At 53.6% G+C, this 15,844-nt stretch carries 11 protein-coding genes; 9 read left to right on the top strand and 2 right to left on the bottom strand.

The genetic code is table 11. The features are described from left to right. Positions 1 to 4: 4 nt before the first annotated feature. The 8 genes from DCX48_03255 (at position 5) to DCX48_03220 (ending at position 8,944) form a co-directional block, all read left to right on the top strand. Positions 5 to 1,120, top strand: a complete 1,116-nt coding sequence (locus DCX48_03255) for a type III secretion protein HrpN (protein ID QXE13603.1) — start codon at positions 5 to 7, stop codon at positions 1,118 to 1,120. A gap of 465 nt (positions 1,121 to 1,585) precedes the next feature. Beyond that, a complete protein-coding gene (locus DCX48_03250) occupies positions 1,586 to 3,613 on the top strand; it encodes a type VI secretion system tip protein VgrG (GenBank protein QXE13602.1) in 2,028 nt (675 codons plus the stop codon). After that, positions 3,610 to 4,407 carry a DUF4123 domain-containing protein gene (locus DCX48_03245; GenBank protein ID QXE13601.1) on the top strand — a complete coding sequence of 266 codons (798 nt, stop codon included), beginning with the start codon at positions 3,610 to 3,612 and terminating at the stop codon, positions 4,405 to 4,407. Before DCX48_03250 ends, DCX48_03245 begins: the two co-directional genes overlap by 4 nt. Continuing rightward, positions 4,407 to 6,401 (top strand): DUF2235 domain-containing protein, encoded by a 1,995-nt coding sequence (locus tag DCX48_03240; GenBank protein QXE13600.1) that lies wholly within the window; start codon positions 4,407 to 4,409, stop codon positions 6,399 to 6,401. Before DCX48_03245 ends, DCX48_03240 begins: the two co-directional genes overlap by 1 nt. Next, on the top strand, positions 6,401 to 7,102 hold the full coding sequence (locus DCX48_03235) for a DUF2931 family protein (GenBank protein ID QXE17135.1): 702 nt from the start codon (positions 6,401 to 6,403) through the stop codon (positions 7,100 to 7,102). The genes DCX48_03240 and DCX48_03235 overlap by 1 nt, the downstream gene beginning before the upstream one ends. 54 nt (positions 7,103 to 7,156) lie before the next feature. Beyond that, a complete protein-coding gene (locus DCX48_03230; GenBank protein ID QXE13599.1) occupies positions 7,157 to 7,867 on the top strand; it encodes a DUF2931 family protein in 711 nt (236 codons plus the stop codon). Positions 7,868 to 7,921: 54 nt separating this feature from the next. Then, positions 7,922 to 8,629 carry a DUF2931 family protein gene (locus tag DCX48_03225; GenBank protein QXE17134.1) on the top strand — a complete coding sequence of 236 codons (708 nt, stop codon included), beginning with the start codon at positions 7,922 to 7,924 and terminating at the stop codon, positions 8,627 to 8,629. 48 nt (positions 8,630 to 8,677) lie between these two features. Beyond that, positions 8,678 to 8,944: a type VI secretion system PAAR protein gene (locus DCX48_03220; GenBank protein ID QXE13598.1), complete on the top strand. Its 267-nt coding sequence runs from the start codon at positions 8,678 to 8,680 to the stop codon at positions 8,942 to 8,944. Between the two features lie 96 nt (positions 8,945 to 9,040). Here the strand turns inward: DCX48_03220 and DCX48_03215 are convergent, their stop codons facing one another. Together DCX48_03215 and DCX48_03210 are read right to left on the bottom strand one after the other, a co-directional pair. After that, positions 9,041 to 9,364 (bottom strand): DNA-binding protein, encoded by a 324-nt coding sequence (locus DCX48_03215; GenBank protein ID QXE13597.1) that lies wholly within the window; start codon positions 9,362 to 9,364, stop codon positions 9,041 to 9,043. Between the two features lies 1 nt (position 9,365). Beyond that, positions 9,366 to 10,805 (bottom strand): pectate lyase, encoded by a 1,440-nt coding sequence (locus DCX48_03210; protein ID QXE13596.1) that lies wholly within the window; start codon positions 10,803 to 10,805, stop codon positions 9,366 to 9,368. 176 nt (positions 10,806 to 10,981) lie between these two features. Between DCX48_03210 and DCX48_03205 the strand changes: the two genes are divergently transcribed. Then, positions 10,982 to 15,826 carry an AvrE-family type 3 secretion system effector gene (locus DCX48_03205; GenBank protein QXE13595.1) on the top strand — a complete coding sequence of 1,615 codons (4,845 nt, stop codon included), beginning with the start codon at positions 10,982 to 10,984 and terminating at the stop codon, positions 15,824 to 15,826. Positions 15,827 to 15,844 lie beyond the last annotated feature (18 nt).

The raw sequence follows: 15,844 nt of genomic DNA, 5'->3' as shown, positions 1-15,844 counted from the left end.
CATTATGCTTAATTCTCTTGGTGGCGGTACTTCTTTGCAAATTACGATCAAAGCGGGTGGTAACGGCAGTTTATTTCAATCTCAGTCTTCACAAAATGGCGCATCGCCATCGCAATCGGGGTTTGGTGGCCAGCGTAGCAATATTGCAGAACAGTTGTCCGATATCATGACCACCATGATGTTCATGGGGAGCATGATGGGCGGCGGCATGGGCGGTGGCCTCGGTGGTATGGGGGGCGGTTTGGGTGGCGCGCTCGGCGGTCTGGGAAGTAGCCTGGGCGGATTAGGCGGCGGATTGCTGGGACAAGGCCTTGGTGGCGGTCTGGCCGGTGGTCTCGGGAGCAGTCTTGGCAGCGGATTGGGTGGCGCACTCGGTGGTGGTTTAGGTGGGGCGCTGGGTGCCGGTATGAATGCCATGAATCCATCAGCAATGATGGGCAGCCTGCTGTTTAGCGCGCTGGAGGATCTGTTGGGCGGCGGTATGTCACAGCAACAGGGGGGCCTGTTTGGCAATAAACAGCCTGCATCACCGGAAATTTCGGCGTATACCCAAGGCGTTAACGATGCGTTATCAGCGATTTTGGGCAACGGCTTGAGTCAGGCACAAGGCCAGAACTCACCGCTGCAACTGGGTAACAACGGTCTGCAAGGCTTGAGCGGCGCAGGGGCGTTCAATCAATTGGGTAGCACGTTGGGGATGAGCGTTGGGCAAAAAGCCGGTTTGCAGGAGCTGAATAACATCAGCACGCACAATGACAGCCCGACCCGTTACTTCGTGGATAAAGAAGATCGGGGGATGGCGAAAGAAATTGGTCAGTTTATGGATCAATATCCTGAAGTCTTCGGTAAGCCGGAATACCAGAAAGATAACTGGCAGACGGCGAAGCAGGATGACAAATCCTGGGCCAAGGCGCTGAGCAAGCCGGATGACGATGGCATGACCAAAGGCAGCATGGATAAATTTATGAAGGTTGTCGGCATGATCAAGAGCGCGGTAGCGGGTGATACCGGCAATACCAACCTGAATGCTCGTGGCAACGGCGGCGCTTCTCTGGGGATTGATGCGGCCATGATCGGTGACCGCATCGTCAATATGGGGCTGCAAAAGCTCGCGAGCTAAAACGAAAAATTACCGGGAGCAGGGCGAAAGCTCTGCTTTCTTGTTATTAGTTTTAATGAAATTATTTCAATTCAAATCAATTAGTTTACTCAGCTTTTGTCCTTTCTTTGCGCTATTAGCTCTGTGAGCATCTTGTTATCCTTTACACATATTTTCTCAAAAGGAATAGCGCCAAGGATGTCACATGGAACGTTTTCATTATTCTTCACTCCGCTTCAACCCCGTATTCTTTTTGTCTCCGATGGCGTGAACACACCGAATATCTACTCCCCCTAATTTTCTGTGCTTTTCTCTGAAATCACATTTTTCCCGTGTGATGTTTTTATCAACCTAGGTCGTGGTGTGAGCAGACTCAGACCACAACTCAGGTTTTGATGTTAATCAGGATAGCGACGTGCCGCTCCGAGGGAACCCGAGGCGTGCGGTCGCCGTGGTAACAGCACAAGAATAATAAGGAGAAGACCGATGGCAAACAGTACCGGATTGCAATTCACCGTAAAGGTCGGCGCGCTTGCGGCAGGCACGTTTGCGGTGGTGGATTTCAGGCTGGATGAGGGGCTGAACCGGCCTTTCAGCCTGTCGCTGAGTCTGGCGAGCGCGTTGCCGGATGTCGATTTTGGCGCGGTTCTGGACCAGCCGTGCGAACTGATGATTTGGTATGAGGGCGAGTTAAAACGCCGAGTCTGCGGGATTATTAGTGGATTCACGCAGGGTGACACCGGATTTCGCCGCACGCGCTATCAGGCAGAAGTCAGGCCTGCCCTGTGGCGACTAGGGCTTCGCACCAATGCCCGTATCTTTCAGGCACAGAAACCGGAAGCGATTATCAGCATATTGCTGGAAGAAACGGGTATCACCGATTATGCCTTTTCGCTGCGCCATGACCATACGGTGCGGGAATACTGCGTGCAGTACCGAGAAAGTGATTTGGCGTTTCTTACCCGGTTGACCGCAGAGGAAGGCCTGTACTTCTTCCATGAGTTTGAGGAAGGCAAACACCGTGTGGTGTTTGCTGATGATGCCGGGGCGCTGACCAAAGGCCCCGAGCTGTTCTTCAATCTGGCGGTTCAGGGGCTGAGCGAAGGCGACTATGTCCGGCGGTTCCACTACGCGGAGCGGGTGAGTACGGCAGAAGTGGAATTGAAGGACTACAGCTTCAAAACCCCGGCTTACGGGCTGTCACACAAGAAGATGAGCAACGAGCTGGCGCACCAGCGCGAAAGCTATCAGCACTACGATTATCCGGGGCGCTATAAACAAGAACCGAGCGGCAAGGCGTTCAGCGGTTACCGGCTGGATGCGCTACGTTCAGGGGCGGTGACCGGCGCGGGTGAATCGAATGCGGCGATGTTAATGCCGGGCAGCAGTTTCATGTTGACCGAGCACCCCAATCCGGCGCTGAATAGCGGCTGGCAACTGGTGGCTATCACGCACAGTGGGCAGCAACCGCAGGCGCTGGAGGAGGAAAGTGGCGGCGAACCGACCACCTACAGTAACAGCTTCGACGTCATTAGCGCCAACACGACTTGGCGTGCGGAGTTGCCATACAAACCGATGGTCGATGGCCCGCAAATCGCCACCGTCGTCGGCCCGGCGGGAGAAGAGATTTACTGCGACCAGTACGGTCGGGTAAAACTGCAATTCCCGTGGGATCGCTATGGCGCGAGCAACGACCAGAGCTCCTGTTGGGTGCGTGTCAGTCAGGGCTGGGCTGGCGGTCAGTACGGCATGATTGCTATCCCGCGCATCAGCCATGAAGTGATTGTTAGCTTCCTAGAAGGTGATCCCGACCAGCCGATTATCACCGGGCGTACGTTCCACGCGACCAACCGTCCTCCTTACGACTTGCCTGCGCACAAGACGCGCACCGTGCTGCGTACGGAAACCCATCAGGGCGAAGGATTTAATGAGCTGCGCTTTGAAGATCAGGCAGGGCAGGAAGAGATTTATATTCATGGTCAGAAAGATCTCAACGCGCTGATTGAGAACGATGTTGTCTGGCATATCAAACGCGATGCACATACGGATATTGATAATGACCGTGTAACTCGCGTTAAAGCCAACGATCACCTGACGGTCGAGAGCGAGAAACGTGATCATGTTAAAGGGGATTACTCACTGAACGTCGATGCCTCTATGCACCAGAAACTGGGACAGGCTTTGCTGGTCGAGGCAGGGCAAGAAGTGCATGTGAAAGCGGGGGCTAAGGTGGTTCTTGAAGCGGGGGCGGAGCTGACGCTGAAAGTCGGGGGAAGCTTCATCAAGATCGATCCCAGCGGCGTGAGCGTGGTGGGCCCGGCTATCAAAATTAACTCTGGGGGCAGTGCTGGGAGCGGTTCTGGTTGGGCAGGACAGAGCCCCATTCTGCCGGGTGGTGTTGCCGTCCCACCTGCACCACCCGCGACATTGCCTGCCCCTGCCATTCATAAAAGCATGGAATCGATGTCACCGCTTGTCAAACCTTGTCCCCTCGCTAAGGGAGGCAAAGCATGAGCCTGAATGCGTGGCAAGCCCAGCATAGCGGCGCGCTCTTTGCGATCGTCGACGGCGCGGTAGATCGCTCGGCAGTAGCCCGTTTCTATGAACTCAGCCAAGGTGAAGCTTTCCCCCTCTTTGCGGGGACCGAGTTTAACGAGCAAGCCGCACTTGGCCCTTGGCTGCTGTCTAACCCTTCGCCCGCGTTCGTGACGGATTCTCCCGCGTTGAGTGGATTCTATCTGGTCAGTGAACAGTCTCTTGACGTCGTTCGCAACCATTGGCAAAGCCTGATATTAGCTATCCGTGAAGGAGAGGCTGTCTGGTTTCGTTTCTCTGAACCTCGTATCTTTCTTCCGATGTTCTGCGCCATGAGCCCAGAAGAGCGGGATGCCGTGCTTGGCCCCTGCAATGGACTCTGGATCAACGAAAATGGATTTACGCGTAATCCTGATATTCCCTTCCATCTCCGGTTAAAGAGTCCCTGGTTTCACATCCGCTCACACCATATGGCGGCGTTGTATGACGAAAAGCGTCACGCCTACATTCTTCGTCGGCGTCTGTGGCAGACCATGACGAGCATGATGGAACGTCATCCCGATCCGGCAGGGACTATTTTGTCCGTTCTCAGGCAAGCCAATGCGGAGAGGCTTCAAGACGATGTGCTCGATGGCGTGGTGGCTGGAGCCTTGACCTTGCAGGCCGGACTTCCTTTGGAGAGTATTCGAGCGCCGCTGATGCTGACCGAGGCTGAATTCGCGCAGGTCAACCACTGGATGGTGCAGCATAACGCGTTGATAGGAGCTAACTAATGGCAGCCGATCCCCACTGTATTCCCTGCGAACGTTACGATACCTGGATAGAGATTGAGGTTCGTGATGAACACAATCGTTCGTTCAAGGGCCTAAAAGCGACACTGACCGACGATACCGGCAAATCCGAAACGGTCACCCTCAAAGAAGGGCCTGTAGTCGTACGTGGTTTTGCCGTAGGCCCGATAGCCGTCAAACTAGAGACGCAGCCCTGGCTCAAGGCAGCGCAATCGCGTGAAATATTGAAGGACGGGCAAAGTGCCGTCCCTGCTTATGTGGCAAAAAAGGTTGGGTATGATGAAACGCTACGTGAACATATTAAGGCGACCACCGGAGACCTGTGCCTGACCGCACCGGAGCAACCCTTGCCAGAGGCGCATCAGGAAGGGAAAGCGGGTAGCGTCCGTTTCTTTACCAAGCATTCTTACGTTATCGAAGTAAAAGGTTATCAGATCAACGTGCTGCGCATCGGTGTGTTCTTCGATGGTACGGGGAATAACACGTATAATGCCGAGTCTGGTCTTAAAAAAGTGGAGCAATGGCTGGCTGAAACCTGCTCCGATCCGGCGCAGCGGGAGAAAGAGCTGCGTGGCTGCCAGATGGGGCAACTCCCGGTTGGGGATAGTGCGGCTAACGATATTACTAATGTAGGTAAACTATTCAACCAATACGATCTGACTGCTGGCCCGTTGGTCGTCCATAGCTATATCAGCGGCATTGGCACTCGCGATCCGGTTGCAGGAAAAGATGGTCTGGAATACCGATCGGACAATATGCTGACAAAAGGGTTGGATCTGGATTTTGGCGGTGAAAATACCTCTATCGTTGGCAAGGTTAATCAGGCTTGTAGTCAAGGGATTACGGATGCGGTCAAACGTGATTTAAGGGAGGTATTACCGAATATTGAATGCATTCATCGCATCGTGTTCGATGTATTTGGCTTTAGTCGTGGGGCGGCGGCGGCACGCCATTTTGTCAATGTCATCGACCAGAAAACCGATCACCCGTTGGTACAGGCGATCGCCAATACGCCCACTATCCGTCTTAAGGCTGGGTTTGACTGGGCCAATAGGGACGATGTGCGTATCACGTTTGTCGGGATTTTTGACACGGTCGCTTCATCGTACCATCCCAGTCTGAACATCCACTTGCAGGATGATTGTGCCGAACGGGTGGTGCATCTGACAGCGCTGGATGAGGTGCGAAAACACTTCCCCTTAACGCGTGTCACTCCTACGGCGATAGGCTCTAGCATTCCGCCACACTTCACCGAGCTGGCGCTGCCGGGCGCGCATTCGGATCTTGGCGGCGGCTATTACAGCCGCTGGAGCCTGCCTAATCCGAACAGCGATCCGGCGCTGACCGAGTGCCTCGAACTGGAGCGCTTTATGAGTGAAGAAGCGACCTCCACGCCGGATGATGAAAGTCAGGCCTATCGTCAGGCCTACGCCTATGCCGAGGAAAAAATTGCGCAGGGCTGGGTCGGACGTCTTCACCCGCGTTTGCTGCGTGCCGCTATTCCTCCTGTAGGGGCGATCAGTTTGATCCCCTACTCGTTTATCCGACGGCGTGGCAAGGATGATTTGTGGCCGAAAAAGGCCGTGTATGTGGAGGTGGTGATGAGCCGCGTGGTGGAGGGGGAGTATTCGCGCATTCCACTACACATGATGGTGGAAGCGGGACGAGCCGCCAGCGTGCCGTTTAAGGCGTGGCGATCAAAAGATAAACAGCTTCAGCTTGAACCACTTTCAGCCAAACTGCCAGCGGTCAATCTGACTAAACTAGATGAGGTGTGGGCATTAGCGGCCACCGAGCAGGGTGTAGTGAAAAATCTGAGCCAGCAACTCTCTGCGGAGGTTTATCAGTCACTGCGCCGCGATTATGTCCATCGTAGCGCCAGCAATCAGGGTATCGCCAGTCCAGCCAATACCAGCAAATTTGAAACTACCGTGAGTAAAGAGCGGCGGCACATAATAGGGAATGAGGAAGCATGATGTTTAAACAATTTATTGTGTTGCTGGGGCTTTGCGTTTCATTGGCTGCCTGTGCGACGACATCCACAAAATCGGCTTTTTCATGGCGATATGGCACTGGCAGCAACATTGATATCACTAACAATACGCGAACGGAATTTTATCGTGGTGGAAAACTCATTTACGCTGATCGTGAAGCGGGTGGCGGGGCGGGCGGACTGCTGAGTGACAGAATCACAGGCCAGCGTTATTACTGGGCGGGCGGCGGGGGGTTACCTACTGAGGGCGTTGTTGTTCCTGATAAGGCTTCGATCGAGATGGTGTCTTTCTACGATCGCAAGCGGTATCGCATCAAAGTCGATTTACCGGCTGATTTAGCCCAGCAAATACAGCAGCGCTATCAGATTGGCAAGCGCATTGACCAACGTAGCTGGCTCTATTTTGGCCTTGCACCCGGTGGTTATTATGAAGTGCTATTGCAGGGGGATTTACTTGGTGTCAGTCCAGATTTGTTGCTTGCCCGTGGTATTGCCGAAGAGGTTACCGATGATTGGTATGATAAAAAAGTATCTGTGGCTGAACAATATGGCATTGATGATTTCGACAAAAAGTACGGCGCACTATTTAAGCAGCACTCCATCCCACTGGGAATGGACTGGGCGCCGATCATGGATGCCTACCGCGCCAACCAGCCTAAAACGGACCAGCAGCCGGTGAAGTGATTGTGTCACCGTGAGTAAAGAGCGGCGGCACATGATAGGGAATGAGGAAGCATAATGTTCAGGTATTTGATTATGGTCGTGGGCCTCAGCATCTCGCTAGTCGCCTGCTCAAGCCCGAATTTAAGAACTCCGGTTAGCTGGAGTTATGGCACTGGCAGCAACATTGATATCACTAACAATACGCGAACGGAATTTTATCGTGGTGGAAAACTTATTTACGCCGATCGTGAAGCGGGCGGCGGGGCGGGCGGACTGCTGAGTGACAGAATCACAGGCCAGCGTTATTACTGGGCTGGGGGCGGCGGGTTACCTACTGATGGTGTTCCCGTCCCTGACAGGGCTTCGATCGAGATGGTGTCCCTCTACGATCGCAAGCGGTATCGCATCAAAGTCGATTTACCGGCTGATTTAGCCCAGCAAATGCAGCAGCGCTATCAGATTGGCAAGCGTATTGATCAACGTAGCTGGCTCTATTTTGGCCTTGCACCCGGTGGTTATTATGAAGTGCTATTGCAGGGGGATTTACTTGGCGTCAGCCCAGATCTGTTGCTTGCCCGTGGTATTGCCGAGGAAGTGACGGACAATTGGTATGATAAAAGATTTCCAATCGGCGTGAGCCAATACACTGTGACGCTCCAAGACTTTGACAAAAAGTACGGCGCACTATTTAAGCAGCACTCCATCCCACAGGGAATGGACTGGGCGCCGATCATGGATGATTACCGCGCCAAGCAGCCTAAAACGGACCAGCAGCCTGTGAAGTGATTGTGTCACCGTGAGTAAAGAGCGGCGGCACATGATAGGGAATGAGGAAGCATGATGTTTAAACAATGTATTGTGTTGCTGGGTCTTTGCGTTTCATTGGCTGCTTGTGCGACGGCTCCAACGATCCCAGCTTTTTCATGGCGATATGGTACTGGCAGTAATATCGATGAAACGTGGACGACCAACGTTGAATTTTATCGTGGAGGAACATTAATTGGCGGCTATCCAGGGGGGGGCGTAGGACCTGGTGCCAGTGTAAAACGGATTACGGAAAAACGTTACTATTGGGCCGGCGGTGGCGGTTTACCTGTAGAAGGAATTGCGGTTCCCGACCGCGCGGTGATAGAAATGGTGTCTCTCTACGATCGCAAGCGTTACCGCATCAAGGTTGATTTACCTGCGGATTTAGAACAGAGAATGAGAGCAGTTTATCAAGTTCAGGGGCGCTACGATCGCCGCGAACGTTTGTATTTTGGTCTGGCCCCAGGCGGCTATTATGAAGTGGTCTTGATGGGGAGGGGACTTGGCGTCAGTCCAGATTTGTTGCTTGCCCGTGGTATCGCCGAAGAGGTGACAGACAATTGGTATGATAAAAAATTTCCGATTGGTGTGAGCCAATACACCGTGACGCTCCAAGACTTTGACAAAGAATACGGCGAACTGTTTAAACAACACCCTATCCCACTGGGAATGGACTGGGCGCCGATCATGGATGATTACCGTGCTAAGCAGCCTAAAACGGACCAGCAGCCTATTAAATAAACCGATTTATCTCGGTGTTTTAATAAACGGATTAATAAGGGAATAAAAATGGGTAACGCAGTTAAATTAGGCGATAGCGACACGGGGCACGGTAACCATCCGCCGACGCCCGTCGCGGCGGGCTCATCAACGGTTAAGGTTGATGGTATGCCGTTGGCTCGACAAGGCGATCCTCTGGTTCCTCACGGCCATGACCGGAGTATTAGCGGTGGTTCATCCACCGTGCTCATTGATGGAAAGCCTGCTGCTCGCACTGGTGATGCGGTTAGCTGTGGCGGCGTGTTGATTGGCGGGGGAACGGTAAGCATTGGGTGAGGGTTTACTTACGCCTGATATCTGTCGACGCAAATCCTAATAAAGCCAGCGCAGGTTTCTCTGGCTGGCTTTTCCCTGTGTGGTGTGGCGCAAGTATTACATCTGACGCACCGCAATACAGCGATCGGCGATCAGGCGGGCGACCCAGAATGAGGTTTGTGCCACGTCGCTATGAAGTCCATTCTCCTTATGGATATTGGCCTGATGCAGGAAGTCCTGCTCCAGAGAATCCACAAAGTTATCGAACTCGAACTCACCCCACCGCTGCGTTCCTGACTGGCTAAGTACCGTGTTCAACTGTGCTCTCACCAGATGAATAGCCTGAGTGAATGATTCACGCTGAGCGGGCGTAATGTATCCGCCTTGCTTGGCGAGATCCGCCCAGCGAGGCGGTGTGGACGATGTCATCGTATTTGGCATCTTAATTCACCTGTAAGTTGGCGGAGTCGGGTACTTTGTAGTGATTATTGACGTTCGTCAGGTTGATATTGTTGCCTTTGACGTTCAACCCTTCACTGTCGCTTTTCACGAACGAGAACTTGCCGTTTTCTGCGTCAATGTTACTCAGGTTCAAATTCCAGTCGCCCTGTTGTCCGCCGTTGGTGCGGACGAACGTACCGAAATCTTTCGCTTTGAAGTTATCGATAGTCAGGTTGGCATCCGCGTTCAACTGGAAAATTTTATCGGAAGCGCCCTGAGCACTGCTGTTAGTGATTTCAACGTTGGCAGGTTTACCGCTGTTTGACTTCACCGTCAGTGCATCTTCACCGACGTTGGTCCAGTGCACGTTATCAATTTTGGCATCGCCGCGAACGTGTACGCCGTCCGCCGCATTATCACCAAACACCACGTTTTTCAGCGTTGCGCCTTGAGCCAACTCAAACAGTGGTTTCTGGCCTTCAGCCTGGCCGCCGTCACCTAATTTACTGCTGGCGGTAAAGGTTTTGCCGCCGCCGTCAAAAACTTCACCGGGGCCGACTTTGATGGTGTCGTTTACTACTGTGGGGTTAGCGCTGGCGGTTGGGAAGGAAACTGGGCCAGCACCTGCTGTTGACGCCGTGGGTGATGCGGCCGAACCGCCATCAACGCCGGTTGGCGCCGCCGTTAGTGGGGCGGACGCGGCACCGCCGTTACCGCCGACTGATGAAGATGGTGCTGAAGGCGCAGCTGGGGAGCCACCTCCACCACCAGATGACGCCTGCGGCGCGCCCGTTGACGGCGATCCGCCACCCTGTGACTGGCCGCTACCTTGCGGCTGACCAAATTCACCTTTCTGTGAATCCATCAAATTACCGATCAATTCCAGCAGCGCTTTTAACAGATCGTTGCCGCTCAGTTGGCCACCGCCGTCTGCCGTTGGATTGATCGCGTTATTTAACGCACTGCCTGCAGAATCTTGCAGCAGGGAACGGCTCAGATCTTCTGGGTTTTGTGCGCCACCCACGCCTCCAGCACCGGATGAACCCGTCAGCGGTGAGGCACCGCTGTTGCCGCCTGCTGCACCCGACGAACCGGAAGAGAGCGGATTCCCTGCTTCCTGGCCATTTTTGCTAGGGATCAGCGCTTCCAACAGTTTCATAAGCATATCGGCAGCGCTGCCGTTTTGCCCTAATGCTGAACTCCCTCCATTACCTATCCCTGCCTGGCCCTGCGAACTGCCGTCTGTTGATGAGGGAGTATTGCCTTGTGAATTGGGCAGAAGGGCACTCAACAATGTGCTCAGCGCTTCCATCAGTTGGCTATCTTGCTGCCCAGAACGTGGTGACGCCCCGCCATTGCTGCCTGAAAGCGGGGAATTCAGACCTGTCGATGACAGACCTGCGCCGGGTTGTATGCTGAGCGTAATCGTCATATCAGCCATAACATCTCCTTGAAAGTGAATAGTGATGGGTTATTAACAGGCTTATGTCTGTTGCGTATTAAGTGAAGAGCGGTGTGATGTGGTTCCCGAGCGGGGGAGAGAAAGATGGTGGGGAACCAGAGGGGGGAAATGACCACTTAACTGGCACGTTCACTTCATCACCTTTGGAACTTGTTATGCAGAAAATCCAGCATGCTCAGCCCAGTCTGTCCATTTCGGAAATTGCACCTGCCGCGCTAGCTAAAACATCGTTATCGCAGGGCAGTAGCACCAGTGCGAGCCAGAAGGGGGCGCAATCCCTGATTCAGCAAGGTTTGCATGATAAAAACAAACCGCCTGAATTGGAGCAGGGAAGCAGCAGTCAGGTGAAGAGTCAGGGGGCTCGCTCGACGACTTTACGCGAGCTATTTTCATTGGAAGGTATGAGTCAGAGCTTGCCGCGTTTTGCTTCCACCGAAGCTGCTGAAATCAAAATAAACGGCAGCGGTAATCCTACATCCGCCGCTAAATCTGATATCACGCTGGACAGCCACGGTAAGCTTCAGTTCGGCAAGGGCTTACCGGAAGCGCTGACTACGCTGTTGCAGCAGACCATAGGGAAAAACAGCCAACCGTTCGTTGCCCATCATGAAAATCAAGATGGACGAGCGGGCGAACAACAGCATGCGTTAGCCGATAAATCAGGGCGGCTATTCGTTATTCAAAGTGATGGGAATCAGCATATTGCACTTCACAGCAGCGGCCGGAGCGCGATGCTGTCAGGTAAGTCGGAGGTGGATAACGTAAAGCTGGAATCCACGCCGCAACATATCTCCCTGCAAACAAAATCTGGTGAAGCCACGAATGTGCCACTATCTGGACGGATGAACCACGAGCTGTTGACCGGTATCCACCTACAGCCTGACTCGGCTTCTGGCGCGGGCGAGCAATTGCGTCTGCATGACGGCAAGCTGTTTTCATTGAATACCGAATTTGGCGTCTGGCAGAAAAACAGCGATGTCCCCCATAGCCAATTATCCCGGCAGGGAGATGGTCAACTGTATGCAGTCAAAGATGACCACACACTGAGCAACTTGTCGTCGGGGACGGCGTCATCGTCCTTCAGCGATAAAATTACCGCGTTCTCAGCCAACCAGAACGGACAATCGGCCGTGCTGACCGAACAGGATCATCTGACACAATTGCATCTGATGAACGCGCTGGATGCCGCGCCGCAGCCGGTGGATCTCAAACTGGAAAATGGTGAACCGGTGTATGCGAAAGCGGTGGGATTAACCGCTGAACATCTGCTCGTTGCTGATAATGATGGCAAGCTTTACCGCGCCCCGCGGCCTGAGGCGGGCGAACAACATGCCACCTTAACGGCAGTCAGTACGTCTGAACTGAATGCGGCATTGGGGACTGACCACAGTATTACTGGATTTGCCCACGATGAACATGGGCAGACGCAGGCACTCGCCACCGATCGTCAGGGACAAAAACATGTCGCGTCTCTGGGGCAAAATGGGGTGTCGCCAACGCCGGGATGGAACCTGAGCGACAGTCTGGTGGTGGATAATAAACTGGGTCTGACGACGGAGGCACCAGCAGCGAAAGACACCGTAGATCTGGGACGACTGGGGCAAATAGGGCTACAGGATGGCAAAGTCCATTTTTACAACGGCAATACTAAAAACTGGGAAGCGTCCAGCGTTGAAGCCAGCCAATTAAAGCGCGGGCTTGATAATCAGGCTTACACGCTGAAAGACGGTGAAATCACGCCACTGTCCATCAATCAGAAATCAGAGTCGTTTACGCACGGTGACAACACCGTTTTTGCGCTGTCGCAGGTGCGTATGACGCCGTCCGCAGGCACGGCACTTCCCGGGATCGCCAAGGACGATGGTGTATCGGCGATGGCGGTGCTCAACCGCAATAAATTTATTGCCGTCGATAAACAGGGTGATTTGCATTTCCACCAGATCAAGCCGGGAACGGAGAAGCCCGCTGCGTCGCCGCTGGCGCTGCCTAAAAATGGGTTATCCGGTGAAATACAGGACATCACGCTGGATCACCAGCAGACGTTGTTCGCTCTGAATAAAGAAGGGCATCTCTTTCAGCTACCGAAAGACGACTGGCAGAATGCCGCGAACCATGACAAGGCACAATGGCAGCCGGTGAAGACGCCAGCAGAAGGCAAAGTGAATTCATTGGGTACGGATGCGCAGCATCATTTGCAGGTTGCGCATGACGATCATGAACTCCATACCCAACACGGGAGCGCGTGGAAAACGACAGTGCCGAAAGGAGAAGCGCCATTACCTTCGGAAGCGCGTGCGGCAGAAACGGTGTTTGGTCGGCTTGATGTGGCGACAAAAGGGATGAAGATACCGTTGACCGGCGTGTCAGTTAAAGCCGATGTTCAGATCTTGGGTAAAACGGGTGAAGAGTCACAGCAGGTTAAAAGCAAGCTGTCAGATTTGCTCAGAGCCCATGTTGTCTCGTTCTCCATGGAAGTACCCCGACCGCTAAAAACCTTTTCCGATCATGTGCAGCACCACATCAGCGGCCGCGAAGGTCTGAAGCCCGTTTACGACATGCAGACCGAATTACTGAAAAAGCTGGACGCCACGACGAGCCAGCCGCAGGGAACGGCGATGGATCTGGCGAGTAAGCTCGACACGCTGGATCTGGGGGAGAAGGGGAAACCGTTGGTGAACCTGTTAAAACAGTTCCAGACCGAACTGGAAAGCAGTTCGGCCAAAGCGGCTCTGCTTATCGGCAGGCAGCAGGGCGTGGTGAACGATAACGGTGTGATGAATCCGGAAGGCAAGCCAGCCAGCGTGCACGGCAGGGAAAAAGATCTAGCTCCGGTGCTGCTGGCAGCGATGGAGAGCCATCCGTCATCGAAAACGAGTACCGCCGGTACGCTGATAAAAGCCTTTGTAGACAGTAAAACACCGATAGCGCAAAAGCCGAATAGTGAGGCGTTTGGGCAGCAGCGTGATACCAGTGATGCTTTGTCGTTGGCAAAAACGCGTCTGGTGCTGGATACCCTGGTGTTAGGTGATTTGCACAAGCTGACCGATCGCGCTGGGGCGCTATCAGGCACCTCGCCGAATGAGGCGGCGTTGGCATCGATGATGAAGGAGCTAAACGCGTTACGGCAGGGGGAATATGGCGACAATCCGGTGAAGAAAATGACCGACATGGGATTCACCAACCATAAGTCGCTGGAAGCGGATTACGATTCGGTTAAAACCTTTATGAAGGCGTTCAGGAAAGAAGAGAATGCCGTCAGCGTGACCTCGAAAACCGTGATGCAGGCGGCGAACCAGACGGACATGATCGATAAAATGAAGGCGACCGTTTTGTCGTTGGACAGCAACGAAAGCATCGCCTTTAACCGGACCTATGGCGGCGGGGCATCCATGTCGTTTGTGGTCAACGGCACGCCTCTGCCTTTCCCTCCGGTGCCGGGCGGCGGTGTCAGCGGCGAAAGAAATTACAACCTGAGTTTTTCCCGTGGTGAAAACGGCATTAATGTCGCCTTCGAGCGTTCGGGCGGGATTACCGGGAAAGTGAGTTACTCCGGCGGATATGACGTCAGCGAGTATCTGACAGGAAAAACCTCGGCGCAGATGACGCAAAACATTAACAGCAAACACAGCTTTGCACCGGATGTCCGAGCGTCATTCGGCGTATCCGCCAGCCTGCAAATGGCGCAGCAAAACGCCCTGAACTTTACCCTCAGCGAAGAAGAACTGCCCGGTTTTATTGACGGTCTGTCGAGCGGTACGATCAATCCGCTTGCTCTGTTGGATAAAGGTGAGCAGCACAGCGTGAAGGCGGGTAAAACGGTCAGCTTCAATCTGGATAGCAATGCGGCGCTGGAACTGCGCGGTGGGATAAACCTGACAGAAAAAGGTGCGGCACCCACCAGCGCCACATTACGCGGCTCTGTCGGCCTGACGGCGAGCGCTAATATTCTGTCTGGCGCCAGTTCGTCCAGCATCGCGCAAGGTGAGCAATCCTCCACCTACACCGAATCCGACAACCGTCTGCGCTTCATGAATCAGGCGGCGATGGGGGCAAACGCGACCATTAGCGCCGGGGCAGCCAGAAACACACCAGAGGGGACGGTTCCGTTCTTTACCTCAGCCAGCGTTGGGGTGAATGTGGCGGCAGACTCGCGTACTAACCAATCGATTAGCCTGGGCATGAAGAAAGCCGAGCCGTTGGAGAAAAAGGATATCGACGCGTTGACCAAGACGCTGAACTCCGCGTTTAACGATCCTGCCAGCCAACTATTGATCGACGGTGTGAAAAAAATGGCAGAACCGGACGATCAGCTTGCCATTCTGAATGAGCACTTCGCCGATAAAACGGCCAAAACCGACGATCAGCATCAGGGGTTGATGAGTTTGCAAAAATTGAACGTGCGACAGGATGTCGCCCAGCGTGATGGGGCGACGCTGGATAGCGTTAAGCACACGACGTCCTACACCAATCTCAGCAAACTGACGGAAAATGGGCTGTTTCAGGTCATCGGCAACCATTTGTTTTCTTCGCTCCCGCCAAGTAATGCCGACCGTATCAATCAACTGATCGCGGACAACCCGGCACTGAAGGATATCGTAAGCCGCTTGCAGGATAGCGACAGCGCCTCAGTGACGGTTGGACTAGAGCTGAAAGACGATGTGCGGGAAAAGATAGAGAAGGGCATTCAGAACAAGACGCACGGCAAAGATGATGTCATTGCGCTGTTTAAAGACGGTAATAATTTACGTCTCGCCAGCATCGATGTCTCGCAGACGGTGAAGAAGAGCGAAGGGTTCAATACCCCGGCAGTCATCATCAACGCCTCAAGCAGTGCAGGCGTCAGCATGAATAAACTGCTGGGCAGCGTCAGCTTCAGCTACGGACAGGATCAAACCGTACCGCAAAGCTACAAACTGAGTGGCGAGATTGCAAAAGCCAATCCTGCTACCGCTAATGCGTTGCAGCAGCTACAGCAAGAAGGCTTGCAGCTTAACGGTTAATGTAAACAAAATGCTGTG

This window comes from Pectobacterium atrosepticum (genome assembly GCA_019056595.1).
GTDB classification, from domain to species: Bacteria; Pseudomonadota; Gammaproteobacteria; order Enterobacterales; family Enterobacteriaceae; genus Pectobacterium; species Pectobacterium atrosepticum.
This window is presented reverse-complemented; position numbering and strand designations above follow the sequence as displayed.